This window comes from Paraburkholderia sp. NMBU_R16, assembly GCF_013282575.1.
GTDB lineage: Bacteria > Pseudomonadota > Gammaproteobacteria > Burkholderiales > Burkholderiaceae > Trinickia.
Genome location: NZ_JAAAYE010000049.1, coordinates 1 through 16113, shown reverse-complemented (window position 1 = coordinate 16113; position 16113 = coordinate 1). Strand labels below are relative to the sequence as shown.

15 protein-coding genes are annotated in these 16113 nt (G+C 63.6%); 7 read left to right on the top strand and 8 right to left on the bottom strand.

The genetic code is table 11. The features are described 5' to 3' along the window. Positions 1-13: 13 nt before the first annotated feature. From GWC77_RS21485 to GWC77_RS21455, 7 genes are all read right to left on the bottom strand, one after another. The gene (locus tag GWC77_RS21485) at positions 14-808 is read right to left on the bottom strand and encodes a hypothetical protein (protein WP_173260177.1); all 795 of its coding nucleotides are present in this window, start codon (positions 806-808) and stop codon (positions 14-16) included. A 190-nt stretch (positions 809-998) separates the two neighbouring features. Next, positions 999-1937: a DMT family transporter gene (locus tag GWC77_RS21480; protein WP_173260176.1), complete on the bottom strand. Its 939-nt coding sequence runs from the start codon at positions 1935-1937 to the stop codon at positions 999-1001. A 14-nt stretch (positions 1938-1951) separates the two neighbouring features. After that, positions 1952-3253, bottom strand: a complete 1302-nt coding sequence (locus GWC77_RS21475) for a hypothetical protein (protein ID WP_173260175.1) — start codon at positions 3251-3253, stop codon at positions 1952-1954. A gap of 164 nt (positions 3254-3417) precedes the next feature. After that, the gene (locus GWC77_RS21470; RefSeq protein WP_173260174.1) at positions 3418-3915 is read right to left on the bottom strand and encodes a phage protein NinX family protein; all 498 of its coding nucleotides are present in this window, start codon (positions 3913-3915) and stop codon (positions 3418-3420) included. After that, the gene (locus GWC77_RS21465; protein ID WP_254367080.1) at positions 3893-4726 is read right to left on the bottom strand and encodes an endonuclease/exonuclease/phosphatase family protein; all 834 of its coding nucleotides are present in this window, start codon (positions 4724-4726) and stop codon (positions 3893-3895) included. The genes GWC77_RS21470 and GWC77_RS21465 overlap by 23 nt, the downstream gene beginning before the upstream one ends. Continuing rightward, entirely contained in the window at positions 4723-6948 is a 2226-nt protein-coding gene (locus tag GWC77_RS21460; RefSeq protein WP_173260173.1) for a VTT domain-containing protein, read from the bottom strand. Before GWC77_RS21460 ends, GWC77_RS21465 begins: the two co-directional genes overlap by 4 nt. Positions 6949-6958: 10 nt before the next feature. Next, entirely contained in the window at positions 6959-7819 is an 861-nt protein-coding gene (locus tag GWC77_RS21455) for an SDR family oxidoreductase (RefSeq protein ID WP_173260172.1), read from the bottom strand. Positions 7820-8126: 307 nt separating this feature from the next. Here GWC77_RS21455 and GWC77_RS21450 point away from each other — a divergent pair, with 307 nt between their 5' ends. The 3 genes from GWC77_RS21450 (at position 8127) to GWC77_RS21440 (ending at position 10495) form a co-directional block, all read left to right on the top strand. Continuing rightward, entirely contained in the window at positions 8127-8954 is an 828-nt protein-coding gene (locus GWC77_RS21450; protein WP_173260198.1) for a GNAT family N-acetyltransferase, read from the top strand. 8 nt (positions 8955-8962) lie between these two features. Continuing rightward, the gene (locus GWC77_RS21445) at positions 8963-9889 is read left to right on the top strand and encodes a glyoxylate/hydroxypyruvate reductase A (protein WP_173260171.1); all 927 of its coding nucleotides are present in this window, start codon (positions 8963-8965) and stop codon (positions 9887-9889) included. Positions 9890-10003: 114 nt separating this feature from the next. Next, positions 10004-10495, top strand: a complete 492-nt coding sequence (locus tag GWC77_RS21440; RefSeq protein ID WP_173260170.1) for an Lrp/AsnC family transcriptional regulator — start codon at positions 10004-10006, stop codon at positions 10493-10495. Here the strand turns inward: GWC77_RS21440 and GWC77_RS21435 are convergent. Continuing rightward, positions 10492-11445, bottom strand: coding sequence for a LysR substrate-binding domain-containing protein (locus GWC77_RS21435; protein WP_173260169.1), 954 nt, complete (start codon positions 11443-11445; stop codon positions 10492-10494). The genes GWC77_RS21440 and GWC77_RS21435 overlap by 4 nt on opposite strands. A gap of 115 nt (positions 11446-11560) precedes the next feature. On the opposite strand from GWC77_RS21435, the gene GWC77_RS21430 reads away from it, so the two are divergent. The 4 genes from GWC77_RS21430 (at position 11561) to GWC77_RS21415 (ending at position 15738) form a co-directional block, all read left to right on the top strand. Continuing rightward, positions 11561-12649, top strand: a complete 1089-nt coding sequence (locus GWC77_RS21430; protein WP_173260168.1) for a tartrate dehydrogenase — start codon at positions 11561-11563, stop codon at positions 12647-12649. 13 nt (positions 12650-12662) lie between these two features. Next, positions 12663-14135 (top strand): NAD-dependent succinate-semialdehyde dehydrogenase, encoded by a 1473-nt coding sequence (locus tag GWC77_RS21425; protein WP_173260167.1) that lies wholly within the window; start codon positions 12663-12665, stop codon positions 14133-14135. Positions 14136-14279: 144 nt separating this feature from the next. Next, positions 14280-14825, top strand: coding sequence for a hypothetical protein (locus tag GWC77_RS21420; RefSeq protein ID WP_173260166.1), 546 nt, complete (start codon positions 14280-14282; stop codon positions 14823-14825). A 61-nt stretch (positions 14826-14886) separates the two neighbouring features. Further along, positions 14887-15738, top strand: coding sequence for a nucleotidyl transferase AbiEii/AbiGii toxin family protein (locus GWC77_RS21415; RefSeq protein WP_367949074.1), 852 nt, complete (start codon positions 14887-14889; stop codon positions 15736-15738). Positions 15739-16113: the final 375 nt, after the last annotated feature.

Sequence of the window (16113 nt, the reverse complement as noted above, 5' to 3'; positions counted from 1 at the left end):
GCCCTCCGCCGGTTCAGCCCCCCGAGGGCCAATCGGGCTGCATATAGCTCAGCCCAGACTGGACTGGCAGCTTGTCAGCTCGCTGCTTTGCGTCCTTGGCGCTTTGCCATTCGGCATAATTCGCCTTGGTTGGGTTTTGATCGTATATCGCTCTGGTGTATAGCACGTACTGCTCCAATCGGTCGTGACGTGCGTCGTGAAGCAACTGCGGCTCGGGGAGATTTTTTCCGTCCGGGCCCTTCGTGGCCTCCTCCTGAACGAGGTAGTTGTCCAATACCTGCCGAAGGCTCGACCCCGTCTGATCCTGGTTGAGGGCAGCGCTAACCTGGTCGTACGCCGGGCCCAGCAGGTCGTTGGTCGGCCGGGGTTGCATCGCGATCTGGAGCGCCTCGGCTTCGCACGCCTCGTTCAGTTGGAACTCGAGCGAGCCGACATCGGCATTGGGTAGCGTGGGAATCGAGGGCACACTCGTGGGCGAGGCGGCGTTCGGGTCCGTTGCACTCGACGACGGCGTGGAAACATTGGGCGCCGCCGGATCGATCGATTGGCCCGACGACGGCGGCGAGGCTTTCGGTTCGGGCGAACGTGCGAGCCCTGACGGCCCGCTGCTGCATCCCGTTACGGCTGCGGCGGTCACCCCCAATGTCGCCAGGCCCTTCCCGAGGTGGGCCAACACCTCCTTGAGCGGGCTACGCGGGCGCCCAATTGCGGACGTTTCTGCGCGTGTTCCGGACGTTCCCCTGCGCAAGCGTTCGACCATCGGGTTCGAGCCCCCCGGCGTAGCAGTCGGCGCATGCGCGGTGGTCATGTCATTTCCGTGCGCTGGCTTATCGGCCAGTTCGGTTACCGTCGAGGTACTGCGTTGCCCGACTTGCATTTCGCTTCTCCAAGGCATTCCGATGATTCGTAATGTAGCCGCAGTTGTCACGAGCATCGCGCGCGACGCGAATGGGCCACCGCTAAAACGAATCGTCCGAGCGCCGGCTATGGCGCTCTACTCAACTCGTGCCGCGGGGAACCGGCGTGCCGCCGCTTGCCATCGTGCGTTCGCGACGCGGTGCGGGTCGATCGGCCGCCACGTCGTAAATGACCAGCGCCGAAACGACGGCGATGCCGACGGCCGTGCGCCAATCGAACGCCTGCAGGCTGGCGGAGGTGGAGAGTAAAAGCGAGATGAATGGCTGAACGGACATACAAACGAGCACGGCAAACGGCCCGCAGGACTGCACGGCGGATTGCAGCAGTAGCATCGGCAGCATGACGCCCGCGACTGTGACGATGGCCGCAATACCGATCGTGCGGCCGTCGATTGCGATATGAAGCGCATCCGGGAATACCAGGCACCATGCGAGCGTCGCGCAAACGGTCAAATAAAAGCGCTGGGAAACGATCGCCGAACGGGACCAGCCGCGCTCGGCAAGATCGGCGCAAACCGACATCGTCAGCGCCGAAGACGCCCCCGTCACCGCAGTCGCCGCCATTGCGATCCAGATCGACAGCCGACTCAGCCCGGGATGCCCCGCGCCGTCGAACTGCCTCGCACCTAGGAGCAGGCAGGCGACGAGAACGCCCGTGCATATGGCCAACCTGCGAGGCGTAGGCCACACACGCTTCTTGATACTATCGGACAACGCTCCGACGATCAGCGCCACACCGGTATCGATCGCCACGACCACCGAAGGGTCGAGCTCGCGCAAGGCGAAGAAGAAACAGAGATAGGTGACGGCGGTGTAGATGTTGTTGCGGATCAGCAGGTCGAAATCGCGACGCGGCATGCTGAATCCGTTTTTCAAATTTAGTATCAACGCCGTGAGCAAGAAACTGCCGAGGACGAATACAGGTTCGGAAATGCCGGAAAGAAAATAGGTATAAAGCACCTGCCCAAGCGCTTGCAGGCATATCGCGGCCATTGCCTGAAAAGGACCGTAAAAGCTCATGGGACACACTCCGTTCAGCAGGCCGCAGCCGAGGCTTCGACGGTCTCGTAGTCGATCTCGTAGAGCAGCCCCTCGGCGTCCCAATCCCGAATCCGCTCGCGGTCGCGCTCGATCAGCGACGCGTCTTCGTGCACGAGATAGATGGCGCCGCCCCACCCTGTCGAGTCCGTCGTGAGATGAACGCGCGTACCGACAGGCAGTGTCCGGTAGATGGCATGGAACGTCGGCAGTTCGAGGAGCCGCTCGAGGCCGTCGACACCCGTGATGACTCCATCGCCGGCGAACGCGAAGAAGACCTTCGTCAGATGGCGCCCGGGCAAATATCGATCGCTGCGCCGGCGCATCTCGTTCATCCATTCCGGCTGCATCAGATCCAGCGCGTGGTAGATCGACTGGGTCTTCAGCCCGGCGGCCGCATAGGAATCTCGATCCATCGCCGCCCCCATGAGGCGCGCGCCCGTTTCGATCATTGCTGGACCGCGAGCCGTCCATTTCAACTCGCTGTGCGCTGTGCCATTCACGATACCTAGCGCGTCGAGCGCATCGAATGTATAGCGCAACAAGGCGGAGGCGGTATTCGATTCCGGTGTGAGCAGTTCGAAGTCCTCCATGACCATGGCGTAGCCGGGAAGCAGGCGAATGTTGACGCGCCATGCGTCCGTCATGAAATGGCGCCCATCACGGCTGACGGTATTGACGATGTACTGCGTGCCGTCGAGCCACGATTGAACGATCAACTGCCGATTGGGCTGCGCGAATACGGTATGCGCCGCGAACGCCTTTCGACAGGCCGCCCGTACTTCGTCGAGGCTGCGGCAGATCGTGACGTTATCCGAACCGGCGCTGTCGAGCGGCTTGACCACGAGTGGCCAATTGCCCTGGCGCTGTGCCCAGGCAACGGCCTCGTTCTCGTTGCCGACGAGCGTCTGCTCGGCCGCCAGCAAGCCGCGGCGGTGCAGCGCCGCGATCATGCGGAATTTGTTGCGCCGCTCGGCAACGAGCGGATAGAGATTCGTGGGTGTGCCGACTAGATGGGCGAGCCGCTCAGCGTAGCTCACGCCCATCTCCGAGCCCGCGAGGACATGATCGACGTCCATCGCCAGCAGCGCGCGGGCCGCTTCATCCTCGGCACCGAGATAGCCGAGCTCGGCGCGGTAAGGCGTGGCATCGATTCCCGCGCGAAAGACGGGAGGCGGTTCGGGCGTCGAACATAGATGCAAGAGCTCGGCACCCATCGCTTTCAGGTCATGTGCCAGCTCCCGGCCCATCGAGTATCCGTCGACGATTACGATGTTCTTCGCTTGAATCGCACCCATCCATGAACTCCTTCGCAGGTCGCGCACACGAGCGTCAGTGCGCCGTCGCTTCATCGTAGGCAAGCGGCCCCGGCCGCTCGCTACTCGAACCCGTAGCGATCGATGACAATTGCTGCGAAGAATGCGGACCGTGCAGGCGCGCGCGAAGCGGCGCGCTACGGCAATCAGGTGCGCGGTATCGAGCGGATATCGCCGGTTGGGTCGCTCTCCCGTGGGCCGTCTTCGGCGTAGGTGGGCGCCGTCCCACCGGCGTCGATCGGCACAATGGCGCCGCGGCGCACCGCATGGGGCGCGTCGGGGAGTCGATCGTCGACTTCGCTGCCGCAGCGCGCCTGCACGAATGCACGCAGCAGCGCGGTACGAAGCGTTGCGCCGGCGGCCTCCCCCGTTTCTTCGCATTCTGCGAAGCGCGCCCGGCAAAGCGCCGATCCGTCGTCCCGTGCCGTGAGTGTCAGCTCGCGGGCCAGCTCCAGCACGATGCCTGCATCGGCCCAGTCCGAGCTCGGCGCAAAGCGCTGGTCGAGCAGGCGCAGTTCGCCGTGCGCGAGCGTGACGACGAGCTCGGGCTCGATCGCCGCGAAGCGGATTTCCTCGTCGTCGTCGACGAGCGCACGAGCGCACCAGTAATCCAGCGCCCGGTCAGTCAGGTCGTCGGTTTTCATAAGTTGCTCCCGGTTTGGGCGAAGTGGGCGGCACTTCGATCTGGGCAATCAAGGGGAAGTGATCCGACGCTGTGCGAGCGATCGCACTGCGATGCACGCTGACCCCCGTCAGCCATTCGCCCGGGTGGACCCAGATGCGATCGAGCGCGAAGATGGGGCAAAACGTCGGGAACGTACGCGGAGCCGGCGCGCGCCGGAAATGCGTGACGAGCGTCCGCAAGGCCCGGCCGTGTACGAACCATTCGTTGATGTCGCCGAGCAGGATCACAGGCAACTCCGTCGTATCGAAAGCGTTCAGCAGCGTTCGCATCTGCGTACTGCGTTCGCCCGCGGACAGCCCGAGGTGGGTCGCGACGATGCGCAGCAGCACGGAACCGCACGCGATATCCGCATCGAGTGCGCCGCGCGGCTCGCGACCGTGAAACGAGAGATCGAGCGTCCGCGCCGCGCGGATCGGCAAACGCGAGAGCACGGCATTGCCGTAGCGTCGCCGCGGCGTGTCGAGCGTCGGCCCTGCTGCCGCGTGCATCCCCGTGGCGTCGCGCAGATGCGCCAGCATATCGGGACCATCGCTGCCGCCCAGCGGCACTTCCTGCAACGCCACGACGTCGGCATCGAGTTCCGCGATGACTTGCGCGACCCGTTGCTCCATTCGGTGCGCCGAATGCGTCGTCCAGGCACCGAGGCCGCCGTGAATGTTGTAGGTGGCGATGCGCAGCGCGCATGCAACATCCGCGCGGACCAGCGTTTCGGCAGGTTCGGGCAGCGTGTCGGGCTCCATCGCCTCGACTGGGCTGGCTTGGGCAATCATCGGCGCGGATTCAACCACCGTTGCAACAGAACCGACGCGCCGACGAGCGCTGCGCCGATCGCCACGAGCGTCGCCCAGGCTCCGCCGCCAGGATGGCGAATCGTAGCCAACAGTTGGTGCGCGAATGTCACCGTCAGCACCGTGCCGGGCAGCATTCCGAGCATCGTCCCGAGCAGATAGTCGCGCAGACTGATATGCGATGCCCCGGCGACGAGGTTCACGACGGTGAACGGCGCGATCGGCAAGAGACGCAGTACCATCATTGTCACTATCCCGCGACGCCCGATACGCTCGCTGAGCCGATTCGCACGCGCACCGGCCAGCCGGCGCACCGCATCGCGCCCCAACGCGACGCCGATCCCGTAAGTCGCGGCCGCCGCCAGCAGCGTTCCGCCAAGCGCATAGCCCAGGCCCGGCCAGGCTCCGAAGGCGAGACCGGTTGCCGCGATCAGGACGGTGATCGGCACCGACAGTACCGCCGCGACGACATAACCGCCCAGCACGATCAGTGGCGCGAGCGGCAGTGCTCCGATGCGCCGGCCCCAATGCACGATCGACGCCAGATTGATATCGCGCCCGAGCGGCGTAAAACGCCAGAGCACCGTCAGTACGACAATGGCCAGCACGAGCGTGCCGAGCAGCAACAGACGCGCGGTCAGCGATCGGCCGTGCTCTTCGGGAACGAACTCGTGTACCAGTGCCTCGGGCTCGATCGGCTGCTCCGGATCGAGCCAGGCGCTGATTGGGACGACGGCATCGAGATCGCTCGTGATGACAGGCGTGAAAGGTTGCAGAGTGCGCCCGTCGTCGCGCGCGAGCGACGCGATCGCGTCATGAAGCCGCCCCGTGCGTCCGAGCGCCTTTTGGCATTCGGCCTCCGGAACGTCCAGATGCTCGCCGAGCAGACGGTTGCGCCAGCGCGCGATCGCCGCGCGCACCTTCGGGTCGCCGTTCGCGTCGATCGCGATGTTGCATTCGGTATCGAGCACCATCGAGCGATTGTTCAAGTTGGCACTCCCTATGGTGATCGCGCGATCGTCGACGATCGTGACTTTGCTGTGCACGTTCAGGCAGCGCGAGCCGAGCCCCTCGATATGCGGGCAATACATGCGATAGCGGCCGTGAATATCGGTCTCGACGAGCGCGCGATGCAGCCTTGCGCGCAATACACCCATCGTCGCCTCTTGCAGCCAGCCGCTTTGCATGCGCGGTACGACGACGGCAACGTCCGGACCGTCCGGCTCGGCAAGGCGCGATGCGAGCGATTCGCGAACGACGGCTGCCGTGAAGTACTGGTTCTCGATATAGATATGCTCGCGCGCGGCCGCGATGAGGTCGGCGGTCAGATTGCGCACGTGCTGCAGCGGCTGACGGCCGAGATGAGGGGGCTCGGTCAGCGAGATACCGAGCATGACGTCACGCAACTCGACGGTTGCATCCGGCGGCCAAGGGTCGGGGGCCTCGCCGGGTACGGGCTCGGCCTGGACCGGAATCGAGCGTCCGCAAGCGCGCAACCATCGCTGCCGCGCAAGCTCGCCGATCGCACGTGCGGCATCGCCGTCGAACATGGTCTGCACGTCGTGGAACGGCCCGTACGTCTTGCCGTTCGGATCGCGCCGGCGGGGATCGTCGACCGCGTGAGCCGGTGTGTCCCAGCGGGAACGCGTCAGATCCATGCCACCGACGAACGCCAGACGGTCGTCGATCACGACGTATTTCTGGTGATGCGATGCGCCGCGCGGATGCGTGCCATCGAGCCGGAACGACAGCGCATGATGCGAGCGCCAACTGGTTTGATAGACGGGCAGCCATTCGCGCTCGAACGCGTAGATCATCGCGAAGTCCCAGGCGAGGATGTAGATGCGCAAATGGCGCCTGCGTGCACCGAGAGCTTGCAGAAATTCTGCAAGCGGCTCTGGAAATCCGTCATTGGCCCCGTCCGGCACGAGCCTGATGCGGCTGTTGATGTCCCAGCCGACGATGAAGATGGTGTGCCGCGCACGCGTCAAGGCCTCGCGCAGGACGGAAAAGTAGGCTTCGCCGTCGATCAGGACTGCGAAGCGATCGGCCCGGCGGATCGTGGTGCAGTTGCGGCCCGCTTCGAGCAGGCCATGGCGCGCGCATTGCGGTGCCGTGGCGTCATGGATCTCCGCGTCGATGTCTCGTGCGCGCGCATCGATTGCCGGCGCACTGCTGTCGGCGATATCGCTCGTCATCGGCATGGCCGGCTCGTCAAATGATCGGCACGCCGCCCGTAACCGCGACCGTCGCTCCGGACACGTAGCTCGCCTCGTCGCTCGCCAACATCACGTAGACCGGCGCCAACTCCGCCGGCTGCCCGGGACGCTTCATCGGCGTTTGCTTGCCGAACGATTCGACGTTCTCGGGCGGCATCGTCGCCGGAATCAACGGCGTCCAGATCGGGCCCGGGGCGACGCAGTTCGCGCGTATCCCGCGCTCGGCCAGCCATTGAGCCAAGCCACCCGTGAAATTCTGAATCGCGCCCTTCGTCGTGGCATACGGAAGCAGCGTGGGCCTCGGCTTGTCGGCATTCACGGACGTCGTATTGACGATCGCGCTACCGCGCTTCATATGCGGCAGCGCGGCCTTCACGAGGCGAAACATCGCGCCGATGTTCACATCGAACGTACGGTCCCACTCATCGTCGCTGATCTCCTCGATCGAGTCGTAATCCATTTGGTACGCCGCATTGTTCACGAGTACGTCGATGCGCCCGAACGCCGCAATGGTGCGCGAAACGACCTCGCGGCAATGGGCGGGGTTGGCGAGATCGCCGTCGATCAGCACGGCTTTGCGCCCCGCCTGCTCGACCCATCGGGCGGTCTCGCGCGCGTCGTCGTGTTCATCGAAATAGGCTATCGCAACGTCGGCGCCTTCCCGCGCGAAGGCGATGGCGACGGCCCGGCCAATGCCGCTGTCGCCGCCCGTCACGAGTGTGGCTTTCCCAGCGAGACGCCCATGTCCGCGGTAGCTTTGCTCGCCATGGTCGGGTTGGGGGTGCATGGGCGCCGTCCTGCCCGGAACCTCGTTTTGCTGCTGCTCCGGCAATGGCGGCTGTGGTCGATCAGTCATGTTCGCTCCTTCTCGATTCGGTGTCAGAGACGCTGTTGCTGGACGCCTATTACCGTGGGCGAGCAACGCGCGTGCCTTGTGGAGGGGACGATCGACTGGCCGCGGGACTGCCGGCAATGCCCGACAGGTTCCGGCGCCCGCGCCGAGGGTCCGAACGCAAGCAGGCGAAACGGACCGGAGCAACGGTGTTTCACCGCATGAAAAGATCGTCCTAGTCACCCGCGCGAGCGCATGCCAAAGTGGGCGCGATCATCACAGGCAATGGGGGAAAGGCGTGTCGACTCGTATCCATTACCGGCGCTTTGCCATGGCGGACATCGGCGCCGCTCACGCACTGACGACAGAACTCAAGTGGCCGCACCGCGAGGACGACTGGCGGTTCGTCGCCGGACTCGGCAGCGGCTTCGTGGCCGAGTGCGACGGGCAGGTGGTGGGCACCGCGTTCAGTTGGAAGTACGGTGCGCAGGCAGGCTCCGTCGGCATGATCGTCGTGTCGCCCGCGCATCAGGGCATGGGTATCGGCCGGGGCCTGACCGAGCGCGCGCTCGAGGAGCTCGGCTCGCGGCCAACTTTGCTGCATGCGACACCCGCAGGCCGTCCGTTGTACGAGAAACTGGGCTTCGTGGCGATCGGCGCGCTCGATCAGCACCAAGGCAATGCCGGTGTGCCGGCGCTGCTGCGCTTGCCGCCGAGCGAGCGGCTGCGGCCCATCGGCGAGCGCGATACCCCGCGTCTCGTCGAGCTTGCTTCGCGTGCGAGCGGTCTCGATCGAACGACCGTACTGCCCGCGCTGCTCGAGTCTGCCGACGGCATCGGACTCGAGCGCGACGGGGAGTTGATCGGCTTCGCCCTCTTTCGCCGCTTCGGGCGCGGGCAGGCGATCGGCCCGGTGGTGACGCCCTACGCGGCGGATCCGTTGCGCGCACAAGCGCTGATCGGTCATTGGCTCGCATCGAGCCCGGGTGCCTTCGTGCGCATCGATGTCCCCGCCGATAGCGGGCTGACCGAATGGCTCGAAGCGCTCGGCCTCGCACGTGTCGACACAGTCGTCAAGATGGCGCGCGGCGCCGGCTCGGCATGGCCACGCGACGCGCGCTTTGCACAGTATGGCATCATCAATCAGGCAATCGGCTGAGGGCGGCAGTGACATTTCTCTATAAAGCCGATCCGGCCCGCGGCGAAATCTGGGCGCGACTGTTCGCGCAGCGCGCGCCCGAACTCGCTTTTCGTCTGTGGCCCGATGTCGGGGACCCGGCTTCGATTCGCTACCTCGCTGCGTGGCAGCCTCCCGAGGACCCGGCACGCACGCTGCCGAACCTCGAAATCGTCTTTTCCGTGGGCGCCGGAGTCGACCAGTTCGATCTGGGCGGCATTCCGCGGCACATTCCTGTCGTCCGCATGGTGGAGCCCGGTATCGTCGAGGGAATGATCGAGTATGTTTGCCAGGGCGTGTTGAGCCTGCATCGCGATCTTTTCGACTATGCGCGGCAGCAGCAACAGCAGGTCTGGCGCGAAATCCCTTTGCGGCCGGCCTCGACCTGCCGCGTCGGTGTACTCGGGCTCGGCATGCTCGGCACCTCCGTGCTCGAACGGCTGCGCTTGTTCGGCTATGACTGCGCGGGCTGGAGCCGCTCGCTGCATACGTTGGAGGGCGTCGCCTGCTACGCCGGCGCGGCGCAGCTCGACGCCTTTCTGGCACGCACTGACATTCTCGTATGCTTGCTGCCGTTGACGGCGGCCACGCACGGCTTGCTCGACGCCGAACTGCTTCGCAAACTGCCGCGCGGGGCGTCGCTGATTCAGACCGGGCGCGGCGCGCACCTGCGGCAAAACGATTTGCTGCGGCTGCTCGACGAAGGCCATCTGCGTTATGCGCTGCTCGATGTAACGGAGCCCGAACCGCTGCCGGCGGGACATCCGCTATGGACTCACCCATGTGTGCGCATCACGCCGCATATCGCGAGCGCGACGCGTCCGGAGACAGCGGTCGAAGCCGTCCTCGAGAATCTCGCTCGCCATCGCGCCGGTCTGCCGATGATCGGTGAGATCGATCGGGAACGTGGTTATTGAGCTTCCATCCGCATGAAATGGCGTCTGCCGATTCCCGATTGTGGATTCGGCGCGCGCGCATGCTAAAGTAGCCGTCACGTTTTCGACCGACGGGTTTTCAAGCGACCACTGACGATGACCGGGGATTGCAAGCTGGATCGAATCGATCTGCGTATTCTGTCTCAACTCCAGAAGCGAGGGCGCATTACGAACGTCGAGCTCGCCGATGCGGTTGGCCTTTCGCCAAGTCCTTGTCTCATCCGCGTCAAGCGCCTCGAAAAAGCCGGCTACATCGCGGGCTACGGAGCGCAGATCCAGCTCGAAAAACTGGGCGACGTGCAGATCGTCTTCACGGAAGTGACGCTCGCCGATCATCGCCGCGAAGATTTCGACCGTTTCGTCGCCGCGATTCGCAACGTCGACGAAATCATCGAATGCCACCTGGCAAGCGGCGGCTACGACTACCTGCTCAAGTTCGTCACGCGCAGCGTCAGCCATTATCAGAGCGTGATCGAGGGTTTACTCGAGCGCAATATCGGCATCGAAAAGTATTTCAGCTACGTGATCATCAAGTCGCCGTTCGTGAAGAACAGTTATCCGCTCGAAGCCTTGTTTCCGCATAGCTAACCCGGCGATTCGGGGCCGCCTCGTATGTCGTCGCCCCCTACCTCGGCACCCGGCTGCGCGAGGGTCTCCGCGAGGTAATCGACACATGCGCGCACCTTCGCGGACTGCGTCAGGCGTGCGGGATAGACGGCCCATATGTCGGCCGGCTGCGTCACTTCGGGCAGCACGCGCCGCAACAAACCCGCTTCGATGAGACGCCCCACGTCCCACATCGAGCGCAGCACGATGCCGCGTCCGGCCAACGCCCATTGCACGGCCACTTCGCCATGATTCGTCGACAACGGCCCGGTCACTTTCACTGAAACGCGCTCGCCCCGAACGTCGAGCCGCCACACCCCGAAGGGATGGTCGCGCTCCTTGATCGCCAGGCAAGCGTGCGACGCCAGTTCGCTCAGCTGCTTCGGCGCGCCATAGCGCTCCAGGTAGGCGGGCGATGCGCACAGCACGCGGTGATTCGAGGCCAACCGCTTCGCGATCATATGCGGGGCGATCTCGTCGCCGATGCGGATGTCGAGATCGAATCCTTCGCCCGTGACATCGACGAGCCTGTCGAATAGATCGAGACGTACGCTCAACTGGGGATAGCGCTCGGAAAACCGAGCCAGGGCTGGCGCAAGAATGTGGCGGCCGAAGCCGAAGCTGCTGGAAATGCGCAGCGTGCCGCGCGGAATGCGCCGCGTCGTGGAGACGTCTTCGACCAGTTGCTCGACGTTGTCGAGAATCTTTTCCGCCCAGGCATAGACGCGTTCGCCAGCCTCGGTGATCGTCACGCGCCGTGTCGAACGATGCAGAAGCCGCGTGCCCAGCGTCGCCTCGAGAATGCTCACACGTTTGCTGACATAGGCGGCGGAAACGGAGAGCGCTTCGGCTGCGGCGCTGAAGCTCGAGCAGCGCGCCACGGTGCAAAAGACACGCAGGTCGCTCAGTTCCGGCGCGCGGGCGGCATCCATCGGGGGCCTGATTTATACACGATTCGTGAACAGTCGATTAACCAAAACCCCAATTCTAAATCGAACGGCGCGAAATAAAATGACTGTAATTCAACTTTCATGGAAGAACTCCGCCATGGCCCGTACATATCGGATCGCCGTCATTCCCGGCGACGGCATCGGCACCGAAGTCATGCCCGAGGGGCTGCGCGCGCTCGACGCGGCATGCCGTCGCTTCGACATAGCGATCGAGTACGAGCACATCGATTGGGCGAGCTGCGACTACTACGAAAAGCATGGCCAGATGATGCCGGACGACTGGAAAGCGCAGTTGTTGCACTGCGATGCCATTCTGTTCGGTGCCGTCGGCTGGCCCGAGAAAGTCCCCGACCACATCTCGTTGTGGGGCTCGCTGCTCAAGTTCCGCCGTGAATTCGATCAATACATCAACCTGCGTCCGGCACGTCTTTTCGATGGCGTTCCCTCTCCGCTCGCGGGCCGCCGCGCCGGCGACATCGATTGCTGGATCGTGCGCGAGAACACCGAAGGCGAGTATTCGTCGGTCGGCGGCGTGATGTTCGAGGGGACCGAGCGCGAACTCGTCGTGCAGCAAGCGATATTCACGCGGTATGGCAGCGAGCGTGTGCTCAAGTTCGCATTCGATCTGGCAGCGCGGCGCGCGCGCAAGAAGCTCACCGTCGCGACGAAGAGCAACGGAATCGCGATCAGCATGCCTTGGTGGGACAAGCGTGCCGAGGAAATTGCCACGCAGTACCCGAGCGTCGCGTGGGACAAGCAGCACATCGATATCCTCTGTGCACGCTTCGTACTCAATCCCGATCGCTTCGACGTTGTCGTCGCGACGAATCTCTTCGGCGACATCCTCTCCGACCTCGGCCCCGCATGCACGGGCACCATCGGCCTCGCGCCGTCCGCCAACCTCAATCCCGAGCGCGCGTTCCCGTCGCTGTTCGAGCCGGTGCATGGTTCCGCGCCCGACATCGCGGGCAAGGGCATTGCCAATCCGATCGCCATGATCTGGTCGGCGGCGATGATGATCGATTTCGTTGGCGGGCATGCGGGCAAGGAAAGGCAGGCTCACGACGCAATGCTCGCCGCCATCGAAGCGACGCTCAAGGAAGGGCCGCGCACGGGCGATCTCGGCGGCAACGCCACCACGCGCGACGTAGGTGCGGCCATTGCCGCGCGCATCGAAGAGATTTGACAAGGAGTCACGGATGACACGCATATTCGAACTGTCCGAGCTGATCCGCACGGACAACTTCATCGGCGGACGCTGGGTCCCGGCGGCGGACGGCGCGCGTTTCGCTGTCACCGATCCTGCCACGGACGAACTCATCGCCCAGGTGGCCGATAGCGGGGCCGCCGATGCGCGTGCGGCCACCGATGCGGCCGCAGCCGCCCTGCCCGCGTGGCGCGAGACGTTGCCGAAGACCCGCGCGGAAATCCTGCGACGCTGGCACGCGCTGATCGTCGCGAATCAGGATGTGCTCGGCGCATTGATCTCGCGCGAACAGGGCAAGCCGCTTGCCGAAGGACGTGGCGAGGTCGCCTATGGTGCTTCCTATGTTGCCTGGTTCGCCGAGGAGGCGACGCGCATCTACGGCGATCTGATTCCGCAGCAGCAACGCGGCAAACGCATGAGCGCGGTCAAGGAGCCGATCGGCATCGTCGCAGCGATCACGCCATGGAATTTTCCGCTTGCGATGATCGCGCGCAAGATTGCGCCCGCGCTGGCAGCGGGTTGTACGGTGGTTGGCAAGCCGGCCGAGGACACACCGCTCACGGCCAGCGCGCTCGTCATGCTCGCGCACGAGGCTGGCGTGCCTGCCGGCGTGCTCAATCTGATTACCACTTCCCGCGAGCGCGCGGTGCCGGCCGTTGCCGACTGGTTGCACGATGCGCGCGTCCGCAAGATCACGTTTACGGGCTCGACGGCAGTCGGCAAGTATCTCGCCCGCGAATCGGCCGATACGCTCAAGAAGCTTTCGCTCGAACTCGGCGGCAACGCACCGTTCATCGTGTTCGACGATGCCGATCTCGAAGCTGCGGTGGCGGGCCTCATGGTTTCCAAGTTCCGCAACGGCGGGCAGACGTGCGTATGCCCGAACCGCGTTTATGTTCAATCGGGCGTGTTCGAGCGCTTCGCAGCGTTGCTGGGCGAGCGCGTCAGTGCATTGAAGGTAGGCCCCGCAAGCGACGAGCGTTCGCAAATCGGCCCGATGATCAATGCGCGCGCGGTCGACAAAATTGCGCGTCATGTCGACGATGCACTGACGCGCGGAGCGCGCATCGTCACGGGCGGCAAACGTTTGACCGAACTCGGGTCTCATTATTACGCGCCGACGGTGCTCGCTGACGCCGATCCGAGTATGCAGCTCTATTGCGAAGAAACGTTCGGGCCAGTGGTGCCGCTCTTTCGCTTCGAGACGGAAAGCGAGGCGGTGCAAGCCGCCAATGCGACGCCCTACGGCCTGGCGGCCTACTTCTACAGCAACGACATCAAGCGGATCGAGCGCGTGTCGGGGGCGCTCGAAGCGGGCATCGTCGGCATCAACGAGGGGGCGCTATCGAGCGAAGCGGCGCCGTTCGGCGGAATCAAGGAGTCAGGCTACGGCCGGGAAGGTTCGAAGTACGGCCTCGACGACTATCTGTCGATCAAGTACCTCTGTCAGGGCAATCTTCAGTAAGGGTATTGCTTCTGATCGTCGCCGCACTGAGGTTTCTATACAGAAACCGCCCATTTTTGTTCAGTTGGCGTGAAGTTGCGGCTTGCGACCGGTGCTCGTCTCGACATATACTGAACAAAAATGTTCAGTTTCTGTCGAGATATCATGCTCGTTCGAGAACTCATTGCGTCCATGGATCACTGGGACAAGGCGGGGATTTGGGCGTATTCATCAAATACGCTCCGTCTCCTGTTTCCAGAGAGCGAGCGCGCCATGCTCAAAGCGCTCGCCCGTCATGAACGGGCAGGCCTGATCGTCCATGTCGCACGCGGACTGTATGCGAACCCTCGTGCGAGATCGATGCCACCAGACGTATTGAGTGCTCTTGTGCCGTTTCTGCGGCCATGGGACTTCAACTATCTCAGCCTGGAGTCCGCGCTCTCGGAGGCAGGCTGGCTATCCCAGATCCCATCTCGTCTCACACTCATGACGACGGGCCGCAGCCAAACGTTCGAAACGTCCTACGGCACCGTGGAATTCGTCCACACAGCGCAGCGGCCAGATAAACTCCGTGACGACCTCGTCTTCGACGCCAGGCGCAACCTTGCCGTGGCAACCCTTGCCCGCGCGCTGCGTGATTTGAAGCGCGTAGGTCGCAATCTCGATCTCGTCGACACTCATGGAAGTCAGCATTTTTCTACGCACGCGTAGCGACCTCTTGGCTCTTGCAGGTCAGTACGCCAATGATCGCAACGTACCTGCGAGCACCATCGTGAAGGAGATCTTGCACTATGAGATTCTTTACGCTCTCTCGCAAAGCGGTGCGGCGGCACAGGTCACGTTTCAGGGCGGGACGGCGCTGCGCCTGTGCTACCAGGGCACACGGTACTCCGAGGACCTCGATTTCGCAGGCGGCGACGGATTCGATCCACAGGTGATGGCTCCATTCGCTGACCTCTTGCAAAAGGAAATCGCCGAAGCATATGGATTACAGGTAGAGATCAAGGTCCCGAAGGAAAAGCTGCCCGCAGACGGGGTGCCTGTCGCTCGATGGAGCGCGAAGGTGTACATCCCACAAATCGACTCAAGCGTGCCGCAGAATCAGATCATCAATATCGAGGTCGCCAATGTCCCGGCTCACGACGCCGATCTGGTATCGGTGGCGGCAAACTACCCCCATCTGCCCGCACCGCATCGGCAACTGATCATAACCGCCGAGACTCCCAGGGAGATACTTGCCGACAAACTTCTCGCGCTCGGCGCTCGTCCGTTCCTGAAGGCGCGCGATATTTGGGACATCAAGTTCCTGACGGATCGGCAAGTCGCTCCGGACGTAGAGTTGATCAGCAGGAAGCTCGGTGACTATGGATGGACCGAGCATCAGTTCAAGGAGGCGCTCCGGAGCAAGCTCGATCAACTCGACGATCCGCTGACTACCTCCGCTTTCCGCAAAGAGATGAGCCGATTCGTCGACTCAGGAGTCGCGGCGCAGCTAGGTAACGCTGCGCTTGTCAATCGCTTCTTGACGCGAACCAAAGAGCTGGGGACGGCGCTGCTTCGCGCCGATCTGCTAGCCAACGACGCCCTCTCTTACCCCATCGCTGCGCCGGCCCCGGCTCGATGAATTCGCGCGCGAGCCGGCGCGCCGCATGCGCAAAGCGCATCGATCTGCAGGCTTGTGCTGGCCTCGCGACAAGATTTTTGAATCGCGGACCGTATGTCGTCGGCTGACTGCGAGGAACCCGCGGAACAAGCAAACGCGCGACCTTGATCTTCATCAAACGGCGGCCGACGAACAGCCAACACAATGCGATAGACGAGACTGCGTACGCGGTGCTCCCAGAAGGAGTATGAGTTCCCCGCGTCAAGCATGTTGTGGCGCGACAATCTGGATGAGAGACGCGCGACAAACAAGATGAGAATGTCGCGGCGAGGTTGATGATGCCGATGTTGATTGACGCTGACAAGCGTTTGTTGATTGACGCGCGGCGCATGTTGC